We start from the raw sequence: 25,500 nt of genomic DNA, 5'->3' as shown, positions 1-25,500 counted from the left end.
CTGCCGAGGCCAACTTGCCCTCTTAAGGCGCCCTTTGCTACGGCTCAGATGCTTCGCCTGGAGGAAGGTCTATGGCCGCTGCTCCCAAGTCCAAGCTGGTTCACCCTGTTGGTGCTGAAGAAGAACATCCGGCACTCGATGCCATCCTGGGCGCGAATCCGTTCGTCGGAATCGACGCGGCCCAAATTGTCGGCACACTCGCTCGGGTAGTGGGGCATCTGGCGGGACATCCGCGTGCGGTCGCGTCCCGCTTCGTACAACTGGCGATGGAACTGGCTCAGATAAGCGCGGGGCTCTCCGATGTGGAACCAGAGCAATCCGACAAGCGCTTTACCGATACTGCCTGGCAAGAGCATCCGCTCTACCGCCGCTTGATGCAGTCCTATCTCGCCTGGCGCGGCGCCATGCACGACCTGGTAGGCGACGAGGACTTTGGCGATTGGAAGGACGCGGGGCAGGCGCGTTTCGTGATGACGCTGCTCACCGAGGCGCTCGCGCCAACCAACGCTCTGGCGGGCAATCCTGCGGCGGTGAAGCGCGTCTTCGATACGGCAGGTATGAGTCTGGTCGCCGGGCTCCGCAATTTCGCGGTCGATTTGTTCACCAACGGCGGGATGCCGCAGCAGGTCGACAAACGGCCGTTTGAGATCGGCCGCAATATCGGCATCTCGCCGGGCGCGGTCGTCTATCGAAATCCGCTGTGCGAGGTAATCCAGTACACACCGGCGACGGAGCGTGTGTTCCATCGGCCGCTGCTGCTCATCCCGCCGCAGATCAACAAATTCTACATCATGGATCTCGCCCCGGGTCGCAGCTTTATCGAATACGCCGTGAAACGCGGCATCCAGGTTTTCACGATCAGCTGGCGCAATCCGACGCCTGCCAACCGGGACTGGGGCATCGACGAATATGTCTCCTCCTGTAAGGAAGCCATCGAAACGGCCTGCACGATCACGGCCAGCCCCGACTGCAACGTCGTCGGCGTGTGCGCGGGCGGGATCACTTCTTCCCTCTTGCTAGGCCATCTCACCGCGGCGGGAGACCCGCGCGTCCACGCGATGACGCTGCTGGTCACCATGCTGGACACGCAGGCGCAATCGACGGTCGGGATGTTCGCGACCGAAGACGCGATTCGCGCTGCGATTCGCCGTTCGAAGAGGAAGGGCGTCCTCGATGGCGCCGAGATGGCGCGGGTGTTCGCGTGGTTGCGGCCCAACGATCTGGTGTGGAATTACTGGGTGAACAACTACTTGATGGGCAAACAGCCCCCGCCATTCGATATTCTGTACTGGAACGCCGATTCCACTTGCCTGCCCGCCAAGCTGCACGAGGGTTTCCTCGACTTGTTCCTGCGCAACCCCCTGGTGAATGGCAGTGATATCAACGTGCTCGGCACGCGAATCAACCTGCGCGACGTCAAGAACGACTTATACCTGGTCGCCGGGATGACCGATCATATCTGCGCGTGGCGAGCCTGCTATCGCGCCGCGGCGATGTTCGGCGGCAAGTCCGAGTTCGTGCTCGGTTCGAGCGGGCACATCCAGAGCCTGGTGAATCCTCCCGGCAATCTGAAGGCGCGGTTCTACATTAATCAGCGCCTGCCGCAAGATGCCGATGCGTGGCTGCGGGGCGCGACTGAGAACAAGGGCTCCTGGTGGGATCACTGGCTCAAGTGGCTGAGCGCGCGCTCGGGAGAGGATCTGCCGGCGCCTAAATCGGCAGGCGGAAATGGTTATACGCCGAGCGATCCTGCCCCCGGGACTTACGTTCACGAGCGGCACTAGCCTGGGCCCCATGGTGTGACTCAAGCTGACCTTGTACGAGTGCGACGGGAGGCGGCCGACCTCCGCCCGCGTGACTTAAGCGGCTTCGTCTAGCGCGAGGCCAGCACCTCGGCGAGGTGACGTACCTCGATGTTCGCCCCGGCGCGGCGCAGGCCGCCGCCGATTTGCATGAGGCATCCGCAGTCGTTCGACACCAGCACCTCGGCGCCGCTTTCGCGGATGGCGGTAAGCTTGTCGGCGAGCATCGCCCCGGAAATGTGCGGGAACTTCACCGAGAACAAACCGCCGAAGCCGCAGCACTCCTCGCGCTTGGCGACTTCCATCAACCTGATGCCATTGACCGCGCTGAGCAGCGCCATCGGCTCCTCGCGCACGTTGAGCTCGCGCATCAGGTGGCATGACGGGTGGTACGCAACCGCGCGCTCGTAGCGCGCGCCGAGGTACTTAACCTTCATGACGCCGACCAGAAACTGAGAGAACTCATAGACCCATGGCCTGATCGCTTCGGCCTTCGCCGTCAGGCCTGCGTCGGTGGCGAGCAAGTCGGAGTAGAAGATTCGTATCATGCTGGAGCACGAACCGGACGGAACGATGATCGGTGTCTCGGGCCGGCAAGCGGCGAGAAACTTGCGCGCCAGATCGACCGCTTCGTCGCGAAATCCTTCGTTAAACGCGACCTGTCCGCAGCAAAATGCGCTCGTCAGGGGTCGCACGCGCAGCCGCAGCCGCTCCAGCACGGTCGCGGCGGCGTCGTAGACCTCGGGAAAAAACTCTTCCGCGAGGCAGGTCGAGAAAAGTTGGACTTCAGTCATCGCGTGGCCACACCACGATTACGTCGAGCGACTTGGGTCCATGCACCCCCATCACGATGCGTTTCTCGATGTCCGCCGTGCGGCTGGGCCCGGTTATCAGGGTCAAGCGATGCGACTCCAGCGCCGCGTGGCCCAGCGCGGCTAACGCCGACGCCAGGTCAGCTTTCATCCGGTCGACCCGCACCACCACCAAGCTGGCGGGTGGCAAGAGGGTCAGCGCCGAGGGACGGGTTTCATCGCTTAGGACCGCGAGCGTACCGGTCGATGCGATCGCATAGTCGGCTTCGGCGAGACCCGCATCGACTTGCGCCAGTTGCTTGCGCAATTCCGGCCGCGTGCTGCCATCGACGCTGCCGGTTCGGATCACCTCGATTCCGGATTCGCTGAGCGTCTTCCCCACCCGGCTCAAGTCAACCACCACGCCCTCGCCCACCGCGATCGATTTGAGGCCGCGTTCGCGAACGATCGCGGCCACCCGATCAGCCAGTTGCTCCGGCGCGACGGGACCGATGATTCGGGCGCCAACCGCTTCCACTTCACGAGCGAAACGGCTCACCAACTCAGCGCGATGGCCGTCTGGCTGCAATGACGGCGCCACCGGCGCTTTGTGACTGGGTGCCGGCCCGCTGGACACGAGTGCGTTCTTCACGCGCGCGACGATTGCTTGCAGGTCAGCCAATGGTCAGTCCTCGTCCGCCCCGATCTTCCTGCGCCGTGGCCGTGGACGCGGAAAGTCACGGATGCCAGTCCAATTCGAAAATGGCGGCGGCATGCGCTTTATCCACCCATCACGGGCGAAGGGTTTAAGCGCGATAGCGCCGAGTTTCCCGAGCAATCGAATCGCCGAGGGGTGCCTCGCCAGGCGTGCGAATTGTCGCGCGCCGGCACGTGCGCGAGCGGCCGGAGCCGGCCATTTGGGCAGATCGCGGCGGGCTGATTCCTTCCAGCGCAGATGCAGCAGGATCCTTGGAATGTCGATCTTGACCGGGCAGATATCCTTGCACGCACCGCACAGGGTAGATGCGAACGGCAGATGCCCCGCTGCGGAACCCACCAGGTTCGGACTCACGATCGAGCCGATGGGACCCGGATAGGGCGAGCGGTACGCGTGTCCTCCGATGTGCCGATAAACCGGGCACACGTTGAGGCACGCGCCGCAGCGGATGCAATACAAGGCCTCTCGCATCACCGGGTCGGCGAGCATCGTGCTGCGTCCGTTGTCGAGGATCACCACATGCATTTCGCGCGGGCCGTCTACTTCTCCCTCGCGACGCGGACCGCCAATGAAATTGGTGTAGGTAGTGAGCTTCTGGCCGGTGGCGGTGCGGGCGAGGACCTCGAGGAAGTGCGAGACGTCGGCCAGCCGTGGAATCACCTTTTCTATGCCCATGACCGCGATGAACACTTCCGGCATGGTCGAGGACATGCGGCCGTTGCCTTCGTTCTCGATCACCACCAGCGTGCCGGTTTCCGCAATCGCGAAATTTACTCCCGTCACGCCCAGATCGGCGCTGAGAAATCCCTCGCGCAGCCGCGCCCGAGCCTCGGCGGTGAGGCGCTCCGGTTCCGAGGTGTAGGGAATTCCAAACTTTTCATGAAACAGCGCGCCGATGTCTTCCTTGGAGAGATGAATCGCGGGCGTGATGATGTGTGAGGGTGGCTCCTGGCGCAGCTGAACGATATACTCGCCGAGATCGGTTTCGAGCACCTCCATTCCGGCGTTCTCCAGCGCCGGATTCAGACCGATTTCCTCGGTGGTCATCGACTTGCCTTTGACCACACGCCTGCTACCCGTGTTGCGCGCCACGTTCACGATGTAGTCGCGGGCCTCCTCGACCGTCGCTGCGGCGAACACCGCGCAGCCGCGCGCCTTTAGCTTGCCGGTCAGCTCCACGATCAGTTCATCTAGGTGCGCGATGGCATGCTCTTTGATTCGGCGCGACTGCGAGCGCTCTTCTTCATAGTCGGAGTACTCGGCCTTGACGTGAGCGAAATGGTCCAGGTGCCGAGTGCTTGCGTTCTCCAGCTTGCGCTGAAGCTCGCGATCGGCGGCGCCTGCTTCGCTCGACTCAAAGAAGCTGGCGGGTTTGGGCGATGCGGCCATCGAAGACGACTGCGCCCGCGCGCGCTAGTTGATCAGCGAGACCTGGCGCACCAGCCGCAAGACGGCTTCGCGCGCGACCTCGGCGGCGGGATGCTCGGGCGCGAGCGAGAGAAAGCTCTGAAAGTCGTCGAGCGCGGCTTTGAAGCATTCGAGCCGTTCGTAAACCTGGCCGCGCTCGGCGAGCTCCTCGACCGCACGCGGGTCGAGCATCAGGATTCGATCGAGCGCACTCAGCGAGCGTGCCCAATCGGACGCACCGGTATAGATCCCCTTGAGGTTGCGCAGCATCCGCACCAGGATCTGACGGGTACCTGCGCTCTTGAGCATGGCAGGGTGCAGCTCTACCGGCTGACGATAGATCTCGGCCAGGCGGGCCTTGACCTGCTCAAGAGTCAGAATGATGCCACTGGAAAACGGATCGATGAGGAGCTCGCCGCGTTCGTCGACCGCTTTGACCAGGAAGTGGGTGGGAAACGACACGCCATAAAGGTTGAGCCCGAGGCGGCGTCCCACTTCCAGGTAGATCACCGATAGGGTTATCGGAATACCAAGCCGGCGCTCGATCACCTCATTCAGAAATGAATTGCGCGGATCACTGAATGCATCGCGATTGCCTTCGAAAGCTTTCTGCTCGAACAGGAAATGCGAGAGCAACTGTACCTTCTCGACCGTGTCATTGCCGGCATTGACGATCGGCTCGGCCTCACGCGCCAGTTCCGAAAGCCGGTCGACGTAGTGGTCGACGTTGAGATCCGGATACTCTTCCTTGGCGATCAGCAGGGCCCCGCGGGCCAGAGGTACGGGCTCCCGCGAAGCCAGCATCGAAAATTCCCGCCGCGCATCGTTCATCAGCTCACCGCTCTTTCCCAGTCTTTACTTGCGCACAGCATTTGACAAGCGGCTAGGCGAGATTTCGATCGAGTCCGGCACGCGCCTCTTCCACAACCTGCGCATCAATGTCATGTTGCCGCGCACGTTCCAGAGCGTGGCGTGCAGTTCGGCCTCCAAGTTCGCCCAGCGCCCAGGCCGCGTGCGAGCGGACCAGCGCTTCCGGCTCCTGTTCGAGCACCCGTGTGAGCGCCGGCACCGCGTCGCGGTTTCCGGTGTTGCCTAGGACCACGGCCGCATTGCGCAGCAGCCCGCGCCGTTTTGCGCGCTTGATCGCGGTTTTGCTGAAGCGCCGACTGAACGAAAAATCATCGAGAGCCATCAAGTCCAGTAAACGCGGCATCAGATTGTCGTCGCCATCTTCGGGCGCGTGAGGGTTCCAGGGGCACACCTCCTGGCAGATGTCGCAGCCGAAGAGCCACACCCCGACTTTCGCTCTGAGCTCGCGCGGAATCGGGCCACGATTCTCGATCGTCAGATAGGAGATGCATTGGCGCGGCTCCATCAGATAGCCATCTTCGAGCGCCTGCGTCGGGCACAGATCCAGGCATTGGCGGCAAGTACCACAGTGCTCTCGATATGGAGCGTCGGCGCCATCGAACTCGACGTCCGTGAAAACTTCGGCGAGAAAAAAATAGGAACCGCGCTCGCGCGTCAGCAGCATGGTGTTTTTTCCGAACCAGCCCAGGCGCGCCCGCGCGGCCCACTCGCGCTCAAACACCGGGCCCGTGTCCACGTAAGTTCGAGTCACCGCTCCCGGATAGAGCGATTCGATCGCTGCCGAGACAACCCGGGCCCCCTTGAGCACGTAGTCGTGGTAGTCGGGACCGAGCGCGTAGGCTGCGATTCGCCCACGCAGCTCGGCGCGCCAATCCACCGCTGGCGGGGAGGGAGGAGCGTAGGGCCACAGGAGACTGATGACCGATTTAAACCTCTTGTCGATCGCGCGCGGATCGAAGCGACGTTCCGGCTCGCGCGCGAGATAGTCCATTGCGCCATGACGGCCTTGCCTTAGCCATTGCGCATAGAACGCCTCGCGGTCATTCAGACGTTGGATGCGGCTGAAACCAACCCGCGCAAATCCAGCCTCGGCGGCAATGCGCTCAATAGTCTGTTCGTGATTTGTCACCGACGGCGAAAAGCCTAGCATTTTCGGGCACTAAGCGCTCTCCCAAATAGTGGACTGATTGACTCCAGATTTGGTACTGGTTACCTTGAAAAATAAGGAGTTTCAGATGCCCGAAGAACTGCACCAGCACGACGAGACCGAGCCGCCGAAGGTCGATACTTCCACGCTTCCCAACGTGAACCTCACCCCGAAAGCGGTCGAGATGGTGCGTAAGATGCACGCGAAGGAAGGCATGGGAGCCGACCAGGGACTTCGTATCGGCGTGGTAGGTGGGGGCTGCTCCGGCTTCCAGTATCAGCTCAACTTTGACCGCCAGAAGGAAGGCGACCGGGTCGTAGACGTCGGTGGCGTCAGCGTTCTCGTTGACGATTTTTCCTTACCCTATATCGCGGGCACCACCCTCGATTATGTAGAGGGCCTGCACGGCGCGGGTTTTCGCTTCGACAATCCGCGCGCCTCGCGCACCTGCGGCTGCGGGTCGTCATTCAGCGCGTAAAGACACCCCAAACGTCTGTCAGGAGTCCGCGTGGCGTCGCACCGGCCGGCGAGGTCGGTCCGTTTTTCCTGGTCGCGATCGCGGCGTGGTGCGAAGCCTTCGCCGGTCAGCAAACGAACTGCGTCCACTCTAAATTCGACCGGCCCAGCGCACCCAAGCAATAGTGGATATCCGCTCCACGGAGAAACTCCTGTGGGCGTGGTTTATCGGAGAATCGACCATCGCTCCGATCGGACCCCAATCAAGCCGACACGAAATTGCAGCGGGGGGACGGGATGATTCCGAGCACTAGGCCCGGGACCTTGTGACGAACTAGGGCGTCCGGTCCACTCGCAAGATCCCAATGCACAATTCTTGTGCGGTCATCTTGTGGCCGGTCTGTACTGATCGTCACTGCTGGTCGCAGATGATATCTCAATCCCGCAAGTACGTGATTTGGTGAGGCTTCCCGCTCCATATACGAGCTCCCTCATCGCGACTATCGAGCCCTCCACGATATGCTAGAGCCTCGCGACGATGTTGTCCGCTTTTCGCACATTACTTTCGCCCGCACGCCGCCGCTTCATGCGGGAATGCGGACGTCCGGCTCTGGCCGGGCTGCGTGCGCGGCTTAAAGCAGCGGGGTCGCCGCGCGCGATTGCGCTGTGCTCGACGCTGCTTGATGCGAACCGGGAATTCCTGGCGTTCGCGCTCTCGGCGCAAGGCCCGCTCAGCGCCTTTGCGTCGCACGCCACGCCCGCGACGGTGGAGGCCTGTCTCGCTGCCATGCTCATCTTTTCGGTGAACCTATTCGCCCGAGACGAACTCGCGCGCAATGAAAGCGAATTGATTCCGCTGCTCGCCAAGGTAGCGCAGCTCAGCACGACCCAGCTGATGCTGCGCCGCGATCATTTGCGCAAGGCACCGCGATCGGAGGAGTGGATGCTCTACTCCTGGATGGTCACCGCGCTGGGCGCGGATCGGCCCGCCTACGACGGCGAACTGGAGCGACGCTTCAGCTACAATTACCTGGCTTATATCGGACAGTATCGCTCGATAGTCGAACGCGAGGCGGCGCAGCCCGAAAACTGAGGGAGATCAAGGTGAAAGATCTCGAAGGCAAGGGGATAATCATCACCGGCGCAGCCCGCGGCATTGGCCGCGCCATCGCGCTCGAGTGCGCGCGGCGCGGGGCCAATATCGCTTTCAATTTCGTCAAGAGCCAGGCGCAAGCCGAAGACCTCACGTCGGAAATTGAAAGCCTAGGCGTGAGAGCGCTCGCGTTCCAGTGCGATGTCGGCGAACTCAAGGCGGTTCGCGAGATGGTTAACGCGGTCAAGAAGGAGTTCGGCGCGATCGACGGCCTGGTCAACAACGCCGGCCTCACTCGCGACAAGGTGATCGTTATGATGACCGAGGAAGATTGGGAGCAGGTGATTCGGACTAATCTCACCGGTCCGTTCAACTTCATCCGCGCAGCGGTGTTCATGATGATGAAAGCGAAGCGCGGCGCGATCCTCAATATCACTTCGATAAGCGGATTGATCGGTCTGCCCGGACAGGCGAACTATTCCGCTTCCAAAGCGGGCTTGGTGGGCCTGACAAAATCGCTGGCCAAGGAGGTTGGCCGTCTGGGCGTTCGGGTCAACGCGCTGGCCCTGGGTTTTGTCGAAACCGACATGACGGCTGCCTTGCCCGAACAGAACAAGAAGCAGGCGCTCGACATGATTGCGCTGGGACGTTTCGGAAGGGTGGAGGATGTGGCCCCTACCGCGGCCTTTCTGCTCTCCGACGCGGCCAGCTATATCACCGGCGCCGTCATCAACGTGGACGGCGGCCTGGCGATGTAGCGGGTCTCATGATCCGAGCGGGCGCGACGCGGCTAACGCCCGGCCCGGTGTCCCCATGCAGCCGCGCACGAGAGGATGTCTATGGTCTGGCCCCGTTCCACCGCGTGATACTTGTCCAGAAATGCGGCGTCGATTTCGCGCGCGGGTGACGCCTCATGCGGATGGCGCCACCGGCTGTACGCATCGGGTCCTCCGTTGTACGAGGCGTAGACCGAACGTGCGAGCGCCGCACCGTCGCTGCCCGTCGGATCGACCCGCGGCCTAGTCAGCACCTGCTGGGTCATCTGCATCAAGATTTCGGTACCGGCGCCCGCGTTGTACAGCACGTCCCACTTGAGCTTTTCCAGGTTGTAAAACCCACGCCACACGTGCTTGTTCACCTGCATCAGGCCGATGTCTCCGGTGGAGCTCTCAAGCCACGTCACCCGGTCGTCGCGTCTTATAAATTGCCGCCAACAGCTCTCCTGCCACGCAGCGCTCCTCACCAGCTTGTCGAAGATCGGACGAAAGCGAGCGTCCAGGTCTGACACTTCAAGCTGGCGCTGCACGCTTAGTTCGAGCAACCGCTCCATGTCGCCGCGATATTCGAGCGCGTTAGCCTCATCGACCACGATGCGCCGCAGGCGCAAGGCGATTTGATTAAGCTGCGGAGCAATTCCGAGCGGTTCAGCCGCGCAAACATCGCGCGGTTCGATCAGCGACCACGGAATATGGAGCCATCCGCTGGCCTGGGGCGTCGCCTGCGGAGTCGGCGATGGATTCGATGATGGGCCAGGAGCGCCGGGAGTCTCGACCGGCGACGATGAAATGCTCGGCGAACTCTCCGGCGTGCTGGTCAGGGGAACAAGGGTCGGACCGAGCAGCCTCCTGAGTTCAGGATCCTCGGCGAAGTTGAATTCCAGTGGATCGCCGATCGCGTCAGGCGCCATGATATGCGCTAGGCGCCGCAGGTCGTCCGAGGAGATTCGCATCCCCAGCGCCGGCGCGGCCTGATCCAGTGCGAAGAGCGCGTCGCCCGCGGAAATAAACGACAGAAATTGAAGACCCCGCGAGCCAAACTGACCGCGCCGCGCCGCCGCGCGCACCGCGAGGCCGAGCTTCTGCCAGGTATCTACAAACAGTGTGCGCACCGGGTCCGGGCCCGCTGCGGACGGCGGGCTGGCGAGCGCCTGAGTCAGGCGGTAGCGGCTGGTAAGCAGAACTTCGAGCAACTCGCTACGAAATTGCCGATCGCCAACCACAGCACCGAGCTGTTTTACCGCAAACACCAGGAAAGCGTCCCACTCATCGAGCTGCTTCTCAAACGCCTCGAGTTCGGCGGGCGTGGGCTGCGCCGGCGTCTCGCTGGCCACCGGTTCGGGAACCTCCGGTGCCGCTACGATCAAAGTGATTTTGACTCCGTCGTCGGTCGCGGTCACGGTTGGATCGGCGCGCACGGTTGCGAGTGCATTTCGGATTCGCTCGGCAACGGCCGGCGTCGCGGCGGCTTCCGCGAGCGCCCCGAGCTGTTGCAGCGCAGGATTCAGGTCGTAGGAGAATGTTTCCATTCGCGGCACCAGGTACCGCTTGATGAGGTCGAAGCCCCGCCCCGCAATCAGGGTTTTCTGCCGACGCGGGTTGTACAGGTTCATATCCGCGATGTGCAGCATCAACCTGATGCCGCGGGCCAGGTAGGGTTCGGACTCAGCTTCGACGATGCCACTCCAGGTAAGCGGACTCACGCAGCGGCTGCCGAGCGCAACCCCCAGACTCAGCGCGGCGGTGGTCTCCAGTTGTACTCGCTCACCGGCGCGCGAAAAGGTGGGATTCTCCGCGTACAAGAACTGGCACTCGTCGGGTCCATTCCAGAGCGCGGCGCGATCGCCGGGAGCGGTGTAGAGCTGATGGCGAATGGCTTCGCCCAGGGTGAGGTAATCGATCGTGAGCGGAACCCTGACCTCGGCCGCGCGCGCCAGAGAAGTGGCGAGTGCAACCAGCAAGCCGGCCAGCGCGCACACTGCCCAGCACACGCCAGTTCCTGATTCGCCCGGGCTCGTACGCGCTCCTGGCGCGTTCGCTGTTCCGCCAAGCTTCCTCTTGAAGGCGCGCACGATAAGTCAACCATTACGACATCGACCTCCCGTCTTGAAAGGATTTCCCCTCCTTACGATAATTGTGCTGGAACTATGACCGATCGTCAGAACGACTTTTACGAAGCGGAGGCGCCGCAGGCCTCGCGCGAACTGGCGGAACTCCACACCTCGAGTGAGTACGTCGCCCCGTTCCACATCATCCGCCGCCGGGTGATCGACGATCTGTTCGATGGCAAACCGACCATCGATGCGACGCTGGTGATTCAAATCGGCAGCGTCGAAGAAACCGAAGCCGCGTCGGGGGTTGGAGTCGTCCACGCCCTCGACGTCGCGCTGCGCAAGGCGCTGCTCAAATACTTTCCGTTCCTGGAAGGGGTGCGCGTCACGGAGACCTACACCCATGCGACCGGCGAGTCGACCGAGGCGGAAGTGGTTTCGGTAAAGAAGTTCTCGGACGGAAATCTCACCTGGACCACGCTAGCCAAATCCGCCAACACCGTCGAAGCCGGATGGAGGTCGCTGCTCGATGGATACGAATGGCGCATCTACACCGAAAGCTTGAAACTGCGCCGGCTGAGCGCCAATCCCAGATTTTCAAGCCGTTAATACCGTCATGGCGGAAATTGCCGAGGAGCGCAGCGTCGGGAAGGCATCGCGCGGGAAGCTCGCTCTGCTATACGACGGTTCGTGCGCGATGTGCACCGAGGGTGTCAACAAGGCGTGCCGCTTTGACAACACCGGCAACCTCGAGCCCATCGATCTGTTCGACCCGGCCGTGCACGCGCGTTTTCCAGATCTCAAACCGGAGAACCTGGTGAAGGAATTGCACGCGGTTGACGATAGCGGGCGCGTCTACCGGGGCGCACGCGCAGTCAATGAGATTCTACGGCGCCAAAACGGCCCCAGGTCATGGCTGGCATACCTTTGGTACATGCCAGGCTATGCGTGGCTGGCTGAGCGGCAGTACAAGCGAATCGCCGCATCGCGCTATGAGCGGAATGCGGCGGGCCGCTTGAAGGAATCGTCTTCCGCGCATCAGTCTTGAGTTCTTGCACGACACAAGTCCTTGCTCCTGGCCCGCTTCCGCTCGCTCCGGCGCGTCGCTCCAGGTCGCTCTCGTCAAGACCGGTGCGGTCGATGAATTTCAGCGAGCCGTGGCAGGGCTTCTTTGGACTCTCCCCGCTGCGCACAGCGCTGTCCCCCGCTTCACTCGTGATCGGCCATACTGACCAAGGAAGGGGCTTGATCAGTCGAGCCTCGGCACCGCATCGGTAAAACCGGCCCTAGGCGAGGTAAACTGTCTCAGTTGTTTCAGCACAAAGCGGCGCGGTAAGTTACGATTATTGGTACCGTGAAACCCTTTTCGATCTACAATACCCTGTCGCGCAGCGTGGAGGTTCTGAAACCCTTAAATCCTCCGACCGTCACCCTCTACTCCTACGGCCCCACGGTTTACCTGCGCCAGCACCTTGGAAATCTGCGTACCTATCTGTCGTGGGACTTCCTTCGCCGGGCGCTGGAACTCAGCGGCTATCGCGTCCATCACGTGATCAACGTCACCGACGTCGGCCATATGACCTCTGATGAGGACGAAGGCGAGGACAAGATCGAGAAAACCGCGCGCGCCGAGGGCAAATCCCCTCTCGAGGTGGCGGGTTTTTATCTTTCGATGTTCCAGCACGACCTCGCGATACTCAACGCCGAGCCCCCGCAGGTGTGGTGCCGCGCCACTGACCACATCGCCGACATGCTCGCGCTGATCGAGCGGATCCTCACCGCGGGCATGGCGTATGTCACGAAGTCCGGCGTCTACTTCGATGTCGAGAAGTATCGCGGGCCCAACAAACTCGGGAAGCTTTCCCGCCAAAGCCTCGGTGAGCAGAATGCGGGGCAGCGCCTGGAACATTCGCCCGACAAGAAAAGCCCGCACGATTTCGCGCTGTGGGTCCTCAATCATCCGGACCACCTGATGCAATGGGACAGCCCGTGGGGCCGCGGCTACCCGGGGTGGCATATCGAATGTTCCGCGATGTCGATGAAGTACCTGGGTGAGACCATCGACATCCACACCGGTGGCATGGACCACATCCCGATTCATCACGAGAACGAGATCGCGCAGTCGGAAAGCGCGACCGGTCATCGGTTTGTCGACTATTTCGTGCACGGCGCATTCCTGGTCGACAAGAGCGGCGCGAAGATCAGCAAGAGCGCGGGCAAGTTTCCGCTGCTCTCGGACCTGAGTGCGATGGGTCTTGACCCGCTCGCGTTCAGGCTCTTCTGCTTCGGTGCCAAGTATCGATCGGAATTGGCCCTCTCCGACGAGGGCTTGCGCGCGGCACAGGCAAGTCTCGACTACTTGCGCGAGTTCGCGCGCAACGTGCCACCCGAAGCCATGGTGACAGGGGACAGCGACTTCGCGGCCGGGTTTCGTGAGCAGTTTGTCGAGGCGCTCAACGACGATCTCAACACGCCGCGGGCGCTGGCGGCCGCGCGCGAGATGGTAGCCGAGGCAAATCGTCGCGACGACCGAAAAATCTGGAGCACGCTGGAATTCTTCGATCGGGTTCTGGGACTTGATTTGCAGAAGACCCGGGCCGCGGCACAATCGACCGAGTTCCCCGCGGAGGTCCAGCAGCTGATCGACGAACGCGCGGCGGCGCGGCGAGCGAAAGACTTCCCACGCGCGGACCGCTTGCGCGCGCTGCTCGAAGCGCACGGCTACGAGGTGAAGGATGGGCGCGACGGTGCTGCAACCTACCGGCGGCGCGCTTAGTAAAGGTGGGGAATCTGGTGTTTTCGCGCACCTTGAATGGTGCTGCCATGCTCTCTTAGAATCGCGCCTTGGCCAGCAGCCCGCGCGGCAGGTGATTGATGGGAATTGAGCTCAAGAAATACGACGCACGAATTCAAGGCGAAGGGCCCGAGGTGCGGCATCTCGATCCGCACAACGCACCCTACTATCTGCCGATCAGCGACGAGGTAGACATCTTCAGCGCGGCCTACAAGGCCCGACTGCCGGTGCTGCTCAAGGGGCCCACCGGATGCGGCAAAACCCGCTTCGTCGAGCACATGGCGCATCAGTTGTCCGCGCTGGAGAGCGGACCCAACGAGCTGATCACGGTCGCGTGTCACGAGGACCTTACCGGCAGCGACCTGGTCGGTCGCTTCCTGATTCAGGCGGACGAGACGGTGTGGGTCGACGGACCGCTCACCCAGGCGGTCCGGCGCGGAGCGATCTGTTACCTGGATGAAATTGTCGAAGCGCGTAAGGACACCACGGTGCTCATCCACCCGCTGTCCGACCATCGTCGAATTCTCCCGATCGAAAAGCGGGGCGAGACGATAGAGGCACATGACGGGTTCCTGCTCTGCATTTCCTACAACCCCGGTTACCAGAGCATCCAGAAGAACCTGAAGCACTCCACGCGGCAGCGTTTCGTGACCATCGAGTTCAGCTATCCTCCCGCGGACAAGGAGTTCGAGATCATCGCGCACGAATCCGGGGTCGACAAAGACATGGCGATGCAGCTTGCGATCTTGGGTGAGAAGGTGCGCAACCTGAAAGCATCGGGACTGGAGGAAGGTGTCTCCACCCGCCTGCTGATCTATGCCGGCGAACTGATTCGTCAGGGCATCACCCCGCGCCGCTCAGCCACGGTAGCGGTTACCTGGTCTTTGACCGACGAGAGTGACAGCAAACGCGCAATCGATGAGGTAGTGAAAGCAATTTTTCCGTAACCGTATCGGCCGCAACCCGCGCCCCGCGCAGAACCTGAGGAATGCCACCCATGAGAACTCTGTCCCGATGCGTCAAGCCACTTCTGCTTGCGGGTCTGGTCGCGAGCGTACTGGTCGTAAGCGCAGCTTTGGTCGCGTGCGCGCAGGAAGCCGGCGGCCAGACCGGGCCCCGGCTCGATTTTCCTGCTGGCCTGGCCACCGACAGCCGCAGCGTGTGGGTCGCGAGCTCGCGCAACAACACCATCACCGCGATTGACATCGCCAGTCACAGCCTTTCGTTGGTCGCCGGGGAAACCTTCAAAGAGGGCAACAACGACGGCACCGGCGCGAGCGCGCGATTCAAAAGCCCCGACGGAGTTGTCCTGGTGGGGCGCAACCTCTACGTAGCCGATACCAACAATTCCGATATTCGCAAAATCAATCTCGATACCAAGGTGGTAAGTACCGCGGCTGGCATCGCTAATATCCCCGGCACCGACGACGGAGCGGCGGGTTCCGCCCATTTCAACCTGCCGACCCAGCTGGCCAGCGACGGCAATACCATTTTCATCACCGATAGCGGTAACAGCACGGTTCGCCGCTTATCGCTCGGCGACAACAACGTGAAGACCATCGGGGGCCAGGCACAGCAGACCGGCAAAGATGATGGACCCGCCAGCAAGTCCACCTACCAAGGTCCCCGAGGCATCGCCACCGATGGCAAGTTCGTCTACGTGGCGGACACTGGTAACGACATCATCCGGAAAATCGACCTCTCCACCCTTGAAACCAAGACCATTGCCGGCACCGGCGAGGAAGGAAACAACAACGGTCCCGGCGACAAGGCCACCTTCAACAACCCAGGCGCGATGTGCCTCAATGGAACCTTTCTGTACGTGATGGATGCGGACAATCACGCGATTCGAAAAATCGATATCTCCTCCAACGAAGTCAGCACCGTCGCGCTGGCAAACGGGCATATCGGATCGGGATGCACGGTCACCGCGGACGGCCATACCCTGTACTACTCTGACACCACGGAGAACTCGATTCAGGCCACCGACACTACCAACGGCAACTATGCACCGCTGTATCCGGTCCAATGATCGGGGTGGGCGCGCGGTGAGCAGTTGATCGATCTGCGTAGCGACACCGTCAGCTTGCCAACGCCCGAGATGCGCGAGGCGATCGCGCGCGCCGAGCTGGGCGACGACGTGTACGGCGAAGACCCGACCGTCAATCGCCTGGAAGCGATGGCAGCCTCGCTGATGGGCAAGGAAGCTGCCCTGCTGGTGCCCAGCGGCACCATGGGCAACCTCGCCGCGATGCTGTCACACTGCGCGCGCGGTACCAAGGCGATCGTAGGTTCGCAATCACATACCCAACTGTACGAAGCGGGTGGCGCATCGGCGCTCGGCGGCGTGGTGCTGACGCCTATTCGCAACACCGACGAGGGCGAGCTCGACCTCGCCGAATTGCGGCGCGAACTGGCGACGTCCACCGACGCGCACTTCGCACAACCCGCATTGGTGGTGATCGAGAATACCCACAATCGCTGCGGCGGAGCGCCGGTTGGACTTTCCCACCTGGCAGAGGTTGCGGATCTTACCCACGGGCGCGGGCTGCAACTGCATCTGGATGGCGCCCGAATCTTCAACGCGGCGTTGGCCTTGGAAGCGAGTGCCGCAAGCATCGCTTCCCATGCGGATACGGTTTCGTTCTGCCTCTCCAAGGGACTCGCCTGCCCGATAGGATCATTGGTGTGCGGGAGCCGCGGCTTAGTCGCGCGAGCCCACCGGGTTCGCAAGATGCTCGGCGGCGGAATGCGGCAGGCGGGAATAATCGCGGCGGCCGGAATTGTCGCCCTTACCTCGATGATCGATCGGCTCGCCGAAGATCATTCCAATGCGCGCGCGCTGGCCGAAGGCCTGGGCCTGGTCGCCGGGTTGAGCGTCCGGCACGTGAAGCAACGCACCAATATGGTAGTCTTTGATATCGATGACGCTTCCGGGGCGCGCAAGTTCCAGGCGGCGATGAAAGAGCATGGGGTTCTCATCTCGGGGCGCGACGCGACTTCCTTCCGCGCTGTTACCCACTATGGGGTGACGCGCCGTGATGTTGATCGCGCGGTAGCCGCTGCAGCCCAGGCCGCCGCCGAGGCGTTCGGCGACTGATTCTCTCGCTTCTGCCCGGGCGGAGGTGGCAGCGCGCCGGCTACTGATTCAACCATCGGGGCATTTCGACTTATGGATTCGCTAGAAGGACTGTTCTCCGTGCGCGGGCACCGCGCACTCATTACCGGCGCATCGTCGGGGTTGGGGGTTGATTGTGCGCATGCACTGGCACTCGCGGGTGCTGATGTTGCGCTGGTCGCACGGCGCGAAGATCGCGTCAAAACACTCGCGGGTGAACTGACGCGAAAATACCGAGTCCAGGCGGTTGGCGTCGGCGCGGACGTAAGCCGCGAGGCCGACCTCGAGCGGGCTTTGGCGGAGTGCGTGCGCGGGCTGGGTGGAGAGATCGATATCCTGGTGAACAACGCGGGCGTATCGCCGACCGGCCGCGCGGAGAACTTCAAGCGCGAGCTGTGGGAGAACGCGGTCGCCGTGAACCTGACCGCGCCGATGCTGTTGTCGCAGCGGGTGGCGCGGGCGCTGATCGCGGCGCACAAACCCGGCAGAATCATCAACATGGCATCCATCTATGCCAGCGTCGCGAGCTCGGTTTATCGCTTGTCCGCGTACGCAGCTACCAAGGCCGGACTGGCCAATCTGACCCGGCAGCTCGCGATCGAATGGGCGCCCTATGGAATTTTGGTCAATGCGATCGCCCCGGGATGGATTCCAACCGAAGCCACCGAAGGCGGGATCGCAAAGCCGGGCAACAAGGAACGCATGGAACAGTTCACCCCTCTGGGCCGGCTCGGTAGGCCCGATGAAATCCGGGGGGCAGTGGTGTTCCTGGCCAGTCCCGCGTCGAGCTACATAACCGGAGCGATCTTGGCGGTCGACGGCGGCTACACTTCATGGTAGCCGCCCGGGCCGATGCCAGCGGCAGAGGAGCGCGCCGGGCACGCGAATGAATAACTCGCCGAGCCTCACCAGACAGATCTTCCGCCGCAAACCCGCGGCGACCTTGATGACCGAAGCGAGCGCCGAAGGGTTCGGACTCAAGCGCGTGCTCGGGGCTCTGGATTTGACCCTGCTGGGTATCGGCGCGATTGTCGGGGCCGGAATTTTTGTCCTCACAGGCGTCGCCGCGGCCAAATACGCCGGTCCAGCCATCGTGCTTTCCTTCGTGGTCTCGGGCTTCGCGTGTGCGATGGCGGCGCTGTGCTACGCGGAGTTCGCCGCGATGATTCCGGTGGCGGGCAGTGCCTACTCGTACTCCTACGCAACGATGGGCGAGTTGGTCGGATGGATCATCGGGTGGGACCTGGTCCTGGAGTACGCGGTCGGCGCGGCCGCCGTGGCGGTCGGGTGGTCAGGGTACCTCCGCGTGATCCTCGCGGGGCTCGGAGTGCAGCTCCCCAGCTCGCTGATCCATGCCCCGGGTTCGGCTCCCGGGGCGATCGTCAACCTGCCCGCGCTGCTCATCGTTCTGGTGATCTCGGCAATCCTGTATATCGGCATCTCGGAAAGCGCGCGCCTCAATTCCATCATTGTGAGCATCAAACTCGTCGTCGTCGTTCTCGTCATCGTGATCGGTGGATTCTACATAAAGCCGGCGAATTGGAGTCCCTTCGCGCCGATGGGCTGGGGCGGCGTGATGAAGGGTGCGGCGGTTATCTTCTTTGCTTATATCGGATTCGACGCGGTCTCGACCGCGGCGGAAGAAGTGGTTAATCCTAAGCGCGACTTGCCACTTGGAATTCTGGGCTCGTTGTTCGCATGCACGCTGCTGTACATCCTGGTGGCAGCCGTGCTTACCGGGATGGTTCCGGCCGCCGCCATCGATCTCAACGCGCCGCTCGCATCGGCATTCGTCATTCGCGGGTTAAACGCTATCTCAGGGATCATCTCGCTCGGCGCGGTTGCGGGATTGACCTCGGTGCTCCTGGTATTGCTGCTGGGACAGTCACGCATTTTCTTCGCGGTATCGCGCGATGGCTTGCTGCCGGCCGCGTTCAGCAAGGTTCATCCCAAGTATCGGACGCCGTACATTCCCACCACCATCACGGCGATCGCGGTGGGCCTCACCGCGGCGTTTCTGCCCATCCAGGAGATCGCCGAGTTGACCAATATCGGCACCTTGTTCGCATTCGTACTGGTCTGCGCCGGAGTCTGGATTCTTCGGCGCATTGAGCCCGAGTTGAATCGGCCTTTTCGCACGCCGCTGGTGCCGCTAGTACCGGTACTGGGGATGTTCTTTTGCGCGTATCTGATGCTGAGCCTGCCCGCGGTCACGTGGATAAGGTTTTTTGTGTGGATGGCCCTGGGCTTCGCCATCTACTTCGGCTATGGCCGCTTCCACAGCCGGATTGCGCAAGAGAACAGCGCCGGTCGGGCCGCGGCGAGCGCCGACTGATTCCTCGTCGCAACGAAAAAGCGGCGGCCGCGGTGTGTCATGCCGCAGCCGCCGCGAGACAAGCCCGGATCGTGCTGGTTCGCAGTTTTACGAGGGCTCCGGGCTTTCAACAGCGCCGGGCGGGGCGCGTGTGAACGGGATCATTTGCGCCTGCACCGTCGCCACAGGGATAGACGCTTGAGTCCGACCGGTTATTCGCAAGGCGGAACAAACTTGCAATAGTTTTGCCCACTTCCCGCGAAAAATGGCGTGTAACCAGCCACAACTTGCGATGAGTTGATGGAAAGAGTTATGAGGGCCCAGCACGCCACTTGCCGTGCCGGGACTTGACTAGCCGCGTGACCGAAGCGGAGCTACTGCGAGCCCGCCCGCGCCAGCGCATCCGGAGTCATGAACGCGTTATCCACGACGCCCATGTCGATATACCAGCATTCGTGGTCGGTCGATTCCGGACCGGGCATGTAGACGACCGAGGTACCGGCGGCGGTCAGGTCCTCGTCGACCAGCCCAATCTGGAACATCCGCTTGTACGGATAGATCGCAACCTTCGCATCCGGCACCGGGCGGTCACGATAGGTGTCGAACGTTGCGATACTCTTCCACAGCTTGCCGGTGCGGTCATACTGGTCCGAAGCGGTGATGAACCATCCTTCCGCGTCGACGTACAGAACCCGCCGGGGAATGACTGAATCGTTTCCGGGCTTGACGTCCGCCTCGACCGCGTACAGGTGGCGCATCTCCCAGTTCTCCGGGCAGATGCTGCGCCCGCCATCAAACGGACAGGCGACCGCGGGCGAGTTCTTCGCATGCACGCAGGCGAGCATGTCCTTCTCGCCGAGATACTTATAGTTGTATTCCTCGATCTTCGCCGCAAATCCGAAGTAGGAATCGGGATCGATTACTGAGGCATACGCGGTTCCGCCCGAGGGTCCGTTGCCGCTACCTGCCGAGCCGTGTGAGCCAAATCCTGCCAGCATTCCGATCGCGTCCGAAAGGATGGCGGGCGACTCGCGCCGGACGCGCCGGCTGCCCGGCTGAAAGATCCAGGTGTTGTCATCGACCTTGGGATCGATATGGCGGAATCGGATCATTCCGAAGCCACGCAGCGACGATGGCTCCAGGAGCGGGTAGAAGGCAAAGCGAAAACGGATTCCGCTGGCCGCGGCGTCCGGGTCAGTCGGAATCGGAGGGACTTCGATGCGACCGATGTTGTTGTAAAAGGCGAAATGCCCGACGGTGAAAAAATCGACCGGCGTGCCGTTCGCGTTTGCCGTGTAGCTCGCGATCTCCGCATCGCGCAGGTCTGCATCGTCGGTGTACAGCGGACGAAAACTGAAGTTCCACAGGATCTTCGCCGCGATCTGCGGATCGTTGGGGTCAAGCAGCGGGAACGGCTGTCCCGCGACGTAGTTCTGCAAGGTCCCATCAGGTAGCAGATGCACCTGTGACGAATATTTTTCGGTGGCGGACTTGTACGGGGGCGGCCATTCCAGTTTGTCGCTCGCCACGATGTTGAGCTGCATGCCCTGCTGGACCATCACCAGGTTGCCTGGGCTCAACAGGTTTTGCACCTTGCTCGCATTGTCCTTGGTTATCACATCTCCAGGCCTGACCTGCGCATTCAGGCGCGGAGCGCCAACCAGAATGACCAGCACCGGCAGGGCGAACGCGGGACTCAGACGCATCACAGCGCCTCCTTTTTACTTTGCGCAGCATGCCAAGCGAGTTGGACCAGTGCGCTGCGCGGGGCCGAGTACGCGCAAGCTTTCGCGATCTGGAGGGCGCGTACTCTCCGGACGGGATGCCCGGTTTGTCTATCTATACTATACAGAGAGTGATAGGAGTGCAATCGTAGGTAGCCAAGCGGAAACCATGCGCGACGAATCTTAATGCCCCAGCCGGACGATGTTACCGGGTTCCAGCAGCGACGGGGTAACCACGCCCTGATTGATGAACCAGGTGTCGCTGAAATCGCTGTCGCGGCTTGGCGTGTAGAGGATGGTCGAGAACCCGCTGCGGATATCTTCGTCCACCATCGCAGTCTGAAACATCCTCTTGAAGGGCCAGATCGATTCCTTCGCGTCGGGGGTAGGCCGATCGCGATAGGCATTGAAAGTTGCGACGGTCTTCCAAAGCTGGCCGTCACGATCGTACAGATCGGACGCCGTAACAAACCAGCCTTCCGAGTCGATGTACAGGATGCGCTTTGGAATCGAGGTGGGACTGCCGAGCTGGGTGGTTTTCTTCGCGGTTGCTTCAACCACGTAGAGGTATCTCATTTCCCAGTTCTCCGGGCACACCGTGCGGCCACCGTCGGTGGGGCACGCCCGCTCCGGCGAATTCGCTGCCTCCACGCAGGCCAGCATCTGCTTGACCCCCAGCAGTTTGTATTCAAAGTCTTCGATCTTTGCGGCAAAGCCGAAGTAGGTGTCGGGATCGAGTGTGTTGGCGTAGCTGACCGAGGGTCCTCCCGAAGAGTCCCCGCCGCCGTTCTCGATGGTGTCGGCCAAGGTATTTGCCGCAACGCGCCGGACTTTTCGCGAAAACGAGCTGTACACCCACGCGTTGTCTTCCATCCGCGGGTCGGCGTGTCGATAGCGGAGGAACCCGGCCCCCCGCATCTCGGATGGTTCGAGGAGGGGATAGATCGCGAACCGGTAGCGGATCCCGCCGCGAAAATAGTCGGGATCCAGGGGTTTGGGCGCCAGCTCGGTTCGGTCGATATTGTTGTACAGCGCAACGTGACCCGCGGTGAATCGTTCGATTGAGTCCGAGACCGCCGGATCCGCGGTGCGGCTTTCGACTTCCGCCTCGCGAATATCGATGTCGTCGGTGTAGAGCGGCCGATAACTGAAATTCCACATTATCTTGAGTCCGATCAGCGGATCATTGGCGTCGAGCAGGGGAAAGGGGAGTCCCGCCACGTAGTTGCCAAGTTCTCCGCCCGGCGAAAGCCGGACCTGTTGTGAGTACTTCTCGGTTGCTGCCTTGTAGGGATTGGGCCAATCGAGCTGGCCGGTGGCAACGATGTTCATCGTCATGCCCTGTCGGACCAGGAACCCGTTGCCGGGACTCACCAGGTTCGCGACCTTGTACGCATCCTTGGGAGTGATCACATCGCCCGGTTTAACCTGCGCCAGTGCCGGTCGCGCGCCGGCACCCAAAGTCAGGCACAGCATCATTTGCAGCACGAGACGACCAGCACGCACGGCGCCGCCGCATCGCATTTTGCTGCCCCTTGATCTGTTCGCTCTGACCAGCACGATCACTAACTCGCGGCCGCGCGTATCCCTAGCGGATCGAATACTCCGAGACCCTCCATTTGCCGTCTGCATCCATCATCGGCACCACCACTTCGACCGCGGACTTCTTGTGGGTAAAGGTCGTGTCATACTGGATCATCACGTATTCGCCGTCGGGCGCGCCCGGCATGGTCGTCAGGTACTGGACGGTGCGGAGTTTGCGGCTCACCACTGAGCCGAGTGCCGAACGCCACACCGAAACCTGCTGCTTCCATTGTTGCTTGGTGGTCACGTTGCGAAAATAGGTCGAGGCTTCCAGCCAACTGCCATTGAACTTTCCCTGGTCCACCAACCCCAACCATTGTTCCGCGGCGACGGTCGCCTCCTTTGCCGCCTCCGCCCGATCGACCGCCCGGGCTTGCGCAGGGCAGATGACCGTGACCAGGCAGCACAAGCCCGCCGCCAATATCACTTTCATTGCGACTCCACATCCTTGCCGCGCGGCAAGCCTCACGAGGCAATTGACATCACGAAGGCAAACCCGAAACCGAGCGGCGCGAGTGCGAGCGCTATCAACACCCAGGCTCGCGTTTGCCCGAAGTTGATCGTCCATCCAAGCCCGAAGCGTTTTTCCACGAACAGTGCGGCGTCCCGCGGGTTGAAGTAGAACATCCCGAATTTCCATGCTTCATCGGGCGTGTCGTCATCAGGACGGCGCGCGGCATGACCTCCGGCGGGACCGATCACGATCAGGTAGAGCGAACTGGCGGTCAGCAGTGCCAGGACGATGAGCTCGACCGGTCGAATATCAAACCCCAACGGGAGGGTAGCGGAGGCGGCCACGAAATATTCGGCCCCCAGAAAGAGCGCGATCCACACGGCCGGAAAGCTGTACCGGGTGTGCTGAGCGCCCGTGTTGCGCCGGGCCCAGAAGAGGAATCCATAGCCAAAGAACGCCAGGAGAGCGGCCACGCCACCGAGCAGTCCCAGAACTCCGTAGACGTGCATGGGAGTACGTTCGATCCAGAGATCGGGCTGACCATCGAAGCCCCAGTGGATCGGGTAGGGATCGGGAAGTTGCTGCCAGTTGGTGTACGTCCACAACAGCACCGCCGCCATGGTTATCAAGGGAGCTAGGACGAGAACCGCGAGGACCGCGGGCGGCTCGCGGCGGGAGAGGTCGGCCTCGCGCGTTTCGAGCGGCGCGATCCGATTGGGCAGGGTAGCAGTGCGCGCGAGGAGGAACGCAATCAGAAAAATGATGTACTGGGTACAAAAGGCTGCCGGTCCGCTCCAGGCCTCAACCTGCTCCACCGCTCCAAAGGCGACCAACAGCCCGGCCAGCGCCGACAAGAGCACGCCGCGACGGTAGTGCCTGACGATTCTGGCATGGCGCGGGGAACGCCGAAATTCGGGATCGACCGTGACTGAGAATGCAACGCCCGGCCTGCTTAGCTCGGGCATCAGGTACTCAAGTGATGCTGCAACCAGTACAACGAGGCTCCATACCGGATTGATATGGAGAACGTTGAGCCAGATCATCTTGGGCTGCCTTTACCCTCTCGTCCCAGCAAGGCGGTTGCGGCTTCCTCGAACTCCGAACGAATCGCCTGCGGTGAAACTCCGGCCGCGCGCACCTGCGCGATCAGGCTGCGCAGGCGCTGTGCGAACGCGTTGCGCGCTTTCGGGCTCGGCGCCGGGGTACTGCGCGAGACAACCTGCGCTCCCCGGCCGCGTTCCAGGCTAAGCCATCCTTCGTCGGCCAGGTTGCGATACGCCTCCGCAACCGTGTTGTGATTGACGCCGAGATCCACCGCGACCTGGCGCACGGTAGGCAACCGCTCACCAGGCGTGAATTCGCGTGCCACCAGCATCGCGCGGATTTGGTCGGCGATCTGCCGATAGACCGGAATCGAGGAACCAAGATCGATTCTGACTATTTTCTTGGTGGTACCCATTTTTGTCTAGTCAGAGTAGACAGATGCCCGGGGTTTTGCAAACCGGAGGGCGCAATCTCGCGACTACCTTACTTTATCTTGACGGAAGGGAAGCGGCTCCAGATCCACCGCCCGCAGTCGCCGGGGGGCGCACAACTCCGACACGCTCACTGATTGGCGGCCTTCTGCGCCGCCGCCGCGGCGGCAGCCGCGGCAGCTTTGGTTTGTCTGGCCTTCTCGATGGCTGCCGCGCGCTGATCACCCCGTGCCTGGTTCCTGGTCATCTGCTGCCCGGCCTTGGCTCCGAGCGCCTGCTGCTCCCATTTGGGCTTGGTCATCTCAACCCACCCCCCCCTTTCCAGCGCGTAGGTAAACACGAGGTATTTGAGGGTCCCGGTTGAAGCTCCCTTCGAGCTGCCCGGCTTGGTCGGGTCGTATTCCACCCCGCCCAGCTTTACGCTCACCACCAGCTGGTTGTGAGGTCCGTAGTTCGGCAGGTATTCGAATTTTTGCTGCAGGTCGACGTAGGGTTTGCCTGCGGCCTTCTTTCGATCCTGCTCGTCGAAATAGGAACCCGCCTCGTCCGAAACTTTGTCGGTGAGCGAGCGTTGCAGGGCCGGAGTCAGGTCCCGTTGCGCGCGTGGATTACGGAAGTCAACCGCGCCGGCCGATTGGAATGGGCTCAGCGTAAACAGCGCGGCCGCCAGGATGGCGGCCGCGCTGTTTATGGAATTTCTCATGCTCATACCGTCTTCCGATTAGACGGCGCGAAGGGCCAAACTCTTCGCCGGTTGCGGCTCTTTTTATTTCTCGAGGCCGCGGCCGAAGGCGGCGACTGCGTTCTGCCACTGCTCGCCGAAGGCCAGGATCAGCACCTGCTGGTTGATGTGGGTGTCCTTGGTCAGCGACTTCATCGAGCCGCCTCCCGCATTGGCCAGCACCTTATAGGAGGCCCGGGTCTGC

General features: G+C 62.0%; 24 protein-coding genes. 12 read left to right on the top strand and 12 right to left on the bottom strand.

The features are described from left to right. Positions 1 to 71: 71 nt before the first annotated feature. Positions 72 to 1,784 carry an alpha/beta fold hydrolase gene (locus VGI36_18790; GenBank protein HEY2487196.1) on the top strand — a complete coding sequence of 571 codons (1,713 nt, stop codon included), beginning with the start codon at positions 72 to 74 and terminating at the stop codon, positions 1,782 to 1,784. A gap of 89 nt (positions 1,785 to 1,873) precedes the next feature. Here the strand turns inward: VGI36_18790 and VGI36_18785 are convergent, their stop codons facing one another. Genes VGI36_18785 through queG form a run of 5 tightly spaced genes read right to left on the bottom strand, consistent with a single transcriptional unit; the run spans position 1,874 to position 6,717 of the window. Further along, positions 1,874 to 2,596, bottom strand: coding sequence for a (Fe-S)-binding protein (locus tag VGI36_18785; GenBank protein HEY2487195.1), 723 nt, complete (start codon positions 2,594 to 2,596; stop codon positions 1,874 to 1,876). Next, positions 2,589 to 3,275: a lactate utilization protein gene (locus VGI36_18780; GenBank protein ID HEY2487194.1), complete on the bottom strand. Its 687-nt coding sequence runs from the start codon at positions 3,273 to 3,275 to the stop codon at positions 2,589 to 2,591. Before VGI36_18780 ends, VGI36_18785 begins: the two co-directional genes overlap by 8 nt. Before the next feature lie 3 nt (positions 3,276 to 3,278). Continuing rightward, on the bottom strand, positions 3,279 to 4,700 hold the full coding sequence (locus VGI36_18775) for a LutB/LldF family L-lactate oxidation iron-sulfur protein (protein ID HEY2487193.1): 1,422 nt from the start codon (positions 4,698 to 4,700) through the stop codon (positions 3,279 to 3,281). A 24-nt stretch (positions 4,701 to 4,724) separates the two neighbouring features. Continuing rightward, on the bottom strand, positions 4,725 to 5,549 hold the full coding sequence (locus tag VGI36_18770) for a tetratricopeptide repeat protein (protein ID HEY2487192.1): 825 nt from the start codon (positions 5,547 to 5,549) through the stop codon (positions 4,725 to 4,727). Between the two features lie 52 nt (positions 5,550 to 5,601). Next, the gene (gene queG, locus VGI36_18765; protein HEY2487191.1) at positions 5,602 to 6,717 is read right to left on the bottom strand and encodes a tRNA epoxyqueuosine(34) reductase QueG; all 1,116 of its coding nucleotides are present in this window, start codon (positions 6,715 to 6,717) and stop codon (positions 5,602 to 5,604) included. A 106-nt stretch (positions 6,718 to 6,823) separates the two neighbouring features. Between queG and VGI36_18760 the strand changes: the two genes are divergently transcribed. The 3 genes from VGI36_18760 to fabG all read left to right on the top strand — a co-directional run bounded on the left by VGI36_18760 (position 6,824) and on the right by fabG (position 9,042). After that, positions 6,824 to 7,213, top strand: a complete 390-nt coding sequence (locus VGI36_18760) for an iron-sulfur cluster assembly accessory protein (protein ID HEY2487190.1) — start codon at positions 6,824 to 6,826, stop codon at positions 7,211 to 7,213. A gap of 516 nt (positions 7,214 to 7,729) precedes the next feature. After that, a complete protein-coding gene (locus VGI36_18755; protein HEY2487189.1) occupies positions 7,730 to 8,284 on the top strand; it encodes a hypothetical protein in 555 nt (184 codons plus the stop codon). A gap of 11 nt (positions 8,285 to 8,295) precedes the next feature. Next, positions 8,296 to 9,042: a 3-oxoacyl-[acyl-carrier-protein] reductase gene (gene fabG / locus VGI36_18750; protein ID HEY2487188.1), complete on the top strand. Its 747-nt coding sequence runs from the start codon at positions 8,296 to 8,298 to the stop codon at positions 9,040 to 9,042. Positions 9,043 to 9,074: 32 nt separating this feature from the next. On the opposite strand, the gene VGI36_18745 is transcribed toward fabG, so the two are convergent. Beyond that, on the bottom strand, positions 9,075 to 11,051 hold the full coding sequence (locus VGI36_18745) for a lytic transglycosylase domain-containing protein (GenBank protein HEY2487187.1): 1,977 nt from the start codon (positions 11,049 to 11,051) through the stop codon (positions 9,075 to 9,077). Positions 11,052 to 11,207: 156 nt separating this feature from the next. Between VGI36_18745 and VGI36_18740 the strand changes: the two genes are divergently transcribed. The 8 genes from VGI36_18740 (at position 11,208) to VGI36_18705 (ending at position 19,358) form a co-directional block, all read left to right on the top strand. Then, positions 11,208 to 11,720 (top strand): alpha-isopropylmalate synthase regulatory domain-containing protein, encoded by a 513-nt coding sequence (locus VGI36_18740; GenBank protein ID HEY2487186.1) that lies wholly within the window; start codon positions 11,208 to 11,210, stop codon positions 11,718 to 11,720. Between the two features lie 7 nt (positions 11,721 to 11,727). Further along, positions 11,728 to 12,159, top strand: coding sequence for a DUF393 domain-containing protein (locus VGI36_18735; GenBank protein HEY2487185.1), 432 nt, complete (start codon positions 11,728 to 11,730; stop codon positions 12,157 to 12,159). 306 nt (positions 12,160 to 12,465) lie between these two features. Next, on the top strand, positions 12,466 to 13,887 hold the full coding sequence (gene cysS, locus VGI36_18730) for a cysteine--tRNA ligase (GenBank protein HEY2487184.1): 1,422 nt from the start codon (positions 12,466 to 12,468) through the stop codon (positions 13,885 to 13,887). Between the two features lie 98 nt (positions 13,888 to 13,985). After that, positions 13,986 to 14,852 (top strand): CbbQ/NirQ/NorQ/GpvN family protein, encoded by an 867-nt coding sequence (locus VGI36_18725; protein ID HEY2487183.1) that lies wholly within the window; start codon positions 13,986 to 13,988, stop codon positions 14,850 to 14,852. A gap of 50 nt (positions 14,853 to 14,902) precedes the next feature. Next, positions 14,903 to 15,937 carry a hypothetical protein gene (locus VGI36_18720; GenBank protein ID HEY2487182.1) on the top strand — a complete coding sequence of 345 codons (1,035 nt, stop codon included), beginning with the start codon at positions 14,903 to 14,905 and terminating at the stop codon, positions 15,935 to 15,937. 24 nt (positions 15,938 to 15,961) lie between these two features. Further along, a complete protein-coding gene (ltaE, locus tag VGI36_18715; protein HEY2487181.1) occupies positions 15,962 to 17,005 on the top strand; it encodes a low-specificity L-threonine aldolase in 1,044 nt (347 codons plus the stop codon). A gap of 72 nt (positions 17,006 to 17,077) precedes the next feature. Next, positions 17,078 to 17,863: an SDR family oxidoreductase gene (locus VGI36_18710; GenBank protein HEY2487180.1), complete on the top strand. Its 786-nt coding sequence runs from the start codon at positions 17,078 to 17,080 to the stop codon at positions 17,861 to 17,863. A 46-nt stretch (positions 17,864 to 17,909) separates the two neighbouring features. Beyond that, entirely contained in the window at positions 17,910 to 19,358 is a 1,449-nt protein-coding gene (locus VGI36_18705) for an amino acid permease (protein ID HEY2487179.1), read from the top strand. 353 nt (positions 19,359 to 19,711) lie between these two features. Here the strand turns inward: VGI36_18705 and VGI36_18700 are convergent, their stop codons facing one another. The 6 genes from VGI36_18700 to VGI36_18675 form a co-directional block, all read right to left on the bottom strand. Beyond that, the gene (locus tag VGI36_18700) at positions 19,712 to 21,043 is read right to left on the bottom strand and encodes a DUF1329 domain-containing protein (protein HEY2487178.1); all 1,332 of its coding nucleotides are present in this window, start codon (positions 21,041 to 21,043) and stop codon (positions 19,712 to 19,714) included. A 201-nt stretch (positions 21,044 to 21,244) separates the two neighbouring features. After that, the gene (locus VGI36_18695; protein HEY2487177.1) at positions 21,245 to 22,567 is read right to left on the bottom strand and encodes a DUF1329 domain-containing protein; all 1,323 of its coding nucleotides are present in this window, start codon (positions 22,565 to 22,567) and stop codon (positions 21,245 to 21,247) included. An 82-nt stretch (positions 22,568 to 22,649) separates the two neighbouring features. Beyond that, positions 22,650 to 23,078: a DUF4019 domain-containing protein gene (locus VGI36_18690; protein HEY2487176.1), complete on the bottom strand. Its 429-nt coding sequence runs from the start codon at positions 23,076 to 23,078 to the stop codon at positions 22,650 to 22,652. Positions 23,079 to 23,110: 32 nt separating this feature from the next. Then, positions 23,111 to 24,142, bottom strand: coding sequence for a DUF5808 domain-containing protein (locus VGI36_18685; protein HEY2487175.1), 1,032 nt, complete (start codon positions 24,140 to 24,142; stop codon positions 23,111 to 23,113). Then, positions 24,139 to 24,558, bottom strand: a complete 420-nt coding sequence (locus tag VGI36_18680) for a GntR family transcriptional regulator (protein ID HEY2487174.1) — start codon at positions 24,556 to 24,558, stop codon at positions 24,139 to 24,141. Before VGI36_18680 ends, VGI36_18685 begins: the two co-directional genes overlap by 4 nt. Before the next feature lie 146 nt (positions 24,559 to 24,704). Beyond that, a complete protein-coding gene (locus tag VGI36_18675; protein ID HEY2487173.1) occupies positions 24,705 to 25,277 on the bottom strand; it encodes a hypothetical protein in 573 nt (190 codons plus the stop codon). Positions 25,278 to 25,500 lie beyond the last annotated feature (223 nt).

Source organism: Candidatus Binataceae bacterium (assembly GCA_036495685.1).
GTDB lineage: Bacteria > Desulfobacterota > Binatia > Binatales > Binataceae > JAFAHS01.
Note: the sequence above shows the minus strand (reverse complement) of the source record. Positions and strands in the feature narration are given on the sequence as shown.

What these genes read in the sequence shown, in the direction of transcription:
- VGI36_18685 (HEY2487175.1), bottom strand. Translation starts at nt 24,142, where the DNA reads ATGATCTGGCTCAACGTTCTCCATATCAATCCGGTATGGAGCCTCGTT.
- VGI36_18690 (HEY2487176.1), bottom strand. Translation starts at nt 23,078, where the DNA reads ATGAAAGTGATATTGGCGGCGGGCTTGTGCTGCCTGGTCACGGTCATC.
- VGI36_18740 (HEY2487186.1), top strand. Translation starts at nt 11,208, where the DNA reads ATGACCGATCGTCAGAACGACTTTTACGAAGCGGAGGCGCCGCAGGCC.
- VGI36_18775 (HEY2487193.1), bottom strand. Translation starts at nt 4,700, where the DNA reads ATGGCCGCATCGCCCAAACCCGCCAGCTTCTTTGAGTCGAGCGAAGCA.
- VGI36_18735 (HEY2487185.1), top strand. Translation starts at nt 11,728, where the DNA reads ATGGCGGAAATTGCCGAGGAGCGCAGCGTCGGGAAGGCATCGCGCGGG.
- VGI36_18705 (HEY2487179.1), top strand. Translation starts at nt 17,910, where the DNA reads ATGAATAACTCGCCGAGCCTCACCAGACAGATCTTCCGCCGCAAACCC.
- VGI36_18675 (HEY2487173.1), bottom strand. Translation starts at nt 25,277, where the DNA reads ATGAGAAATTCCATAAACAGCGCGGCCGCCATCCTGGCGGCCGCGCTG.
- VGI36_18710 (HEY2487180.1), top strand. Translation starts at nt 17,078, where the DNA reads ATGGATTCGCTAGAAGGACTGTTCTCCGTGCGCGGGCACCGCGCACTC.
- VGI36_18720 (HEY2487182.1), top strand. Translation starts at nt 14,903, where the DNA reads ATGAGAACTCTGTCCCGATGCGTCAAGCCACTTCTGCTTGCGGGTCTG.
- VGI36_18680 (HEY2487174.1), bottom strand. Translation starts at nt 24,558, where the DNA reads ATGGGTACCACCAAGAAAATAGTCAGAATCGATCTTGGTTCCTCGATT.
- VGI36_18755 (HEY2487189.1), top strand. Translation starts at nt 7,730, where the DNA reads ATGTTGTCCGCTTTTCGCACATTACTTTCGCCCGCACGCCGCCGCTTC.
- VGI36_18700 (HEY2487178.1), bottom strand. Translation starts at nt 21,043, where the DNA reads ATGCGTCTGAGTCCCGCGTTCGCCCTGCCGGTGCTGGTCATTCTGGTT.
- VGI36_18725 (HEY2487183.1), top strand. Translation starts at nt 13,986, where the DNA reads ATGGGAATTGAGCTCAAGAAATACGACGCACGAATTCAAGGCGAAGGG.
- VGI36_18770 (HEY2487192.1), bottom strand. Translation starts at nt 5,549, where the DNA reads ATGAACGATGCGCGGCGGGAATTTTCGATGCTGGCTTCGCGGGAGCCC.
- VGI36_18760 (HEY2487190.1), top strand. Translation starts at nt 6,824, where the DNA reads ATGCCCGAAGAACTGCACCAGCACGACGAGACCGAGCCGCCGAAGGTC.
- VGI36_18790 (HEY2487196.1), top strand. Translation starts at nt 72, where the DNA reads ATGGCCGCTGCTCCCAAGTCCAAGCTGGTTCACCCTGTTGGTGCTGAA.
- VGI36_18785 (HEY2487195.1), bottom strand. Translation starts at nt 2,596, where the DNA reads ATGACTGAAGTCCAACTTTTCTCGACCTGCCTCGCGGAAGAGTTTTTT.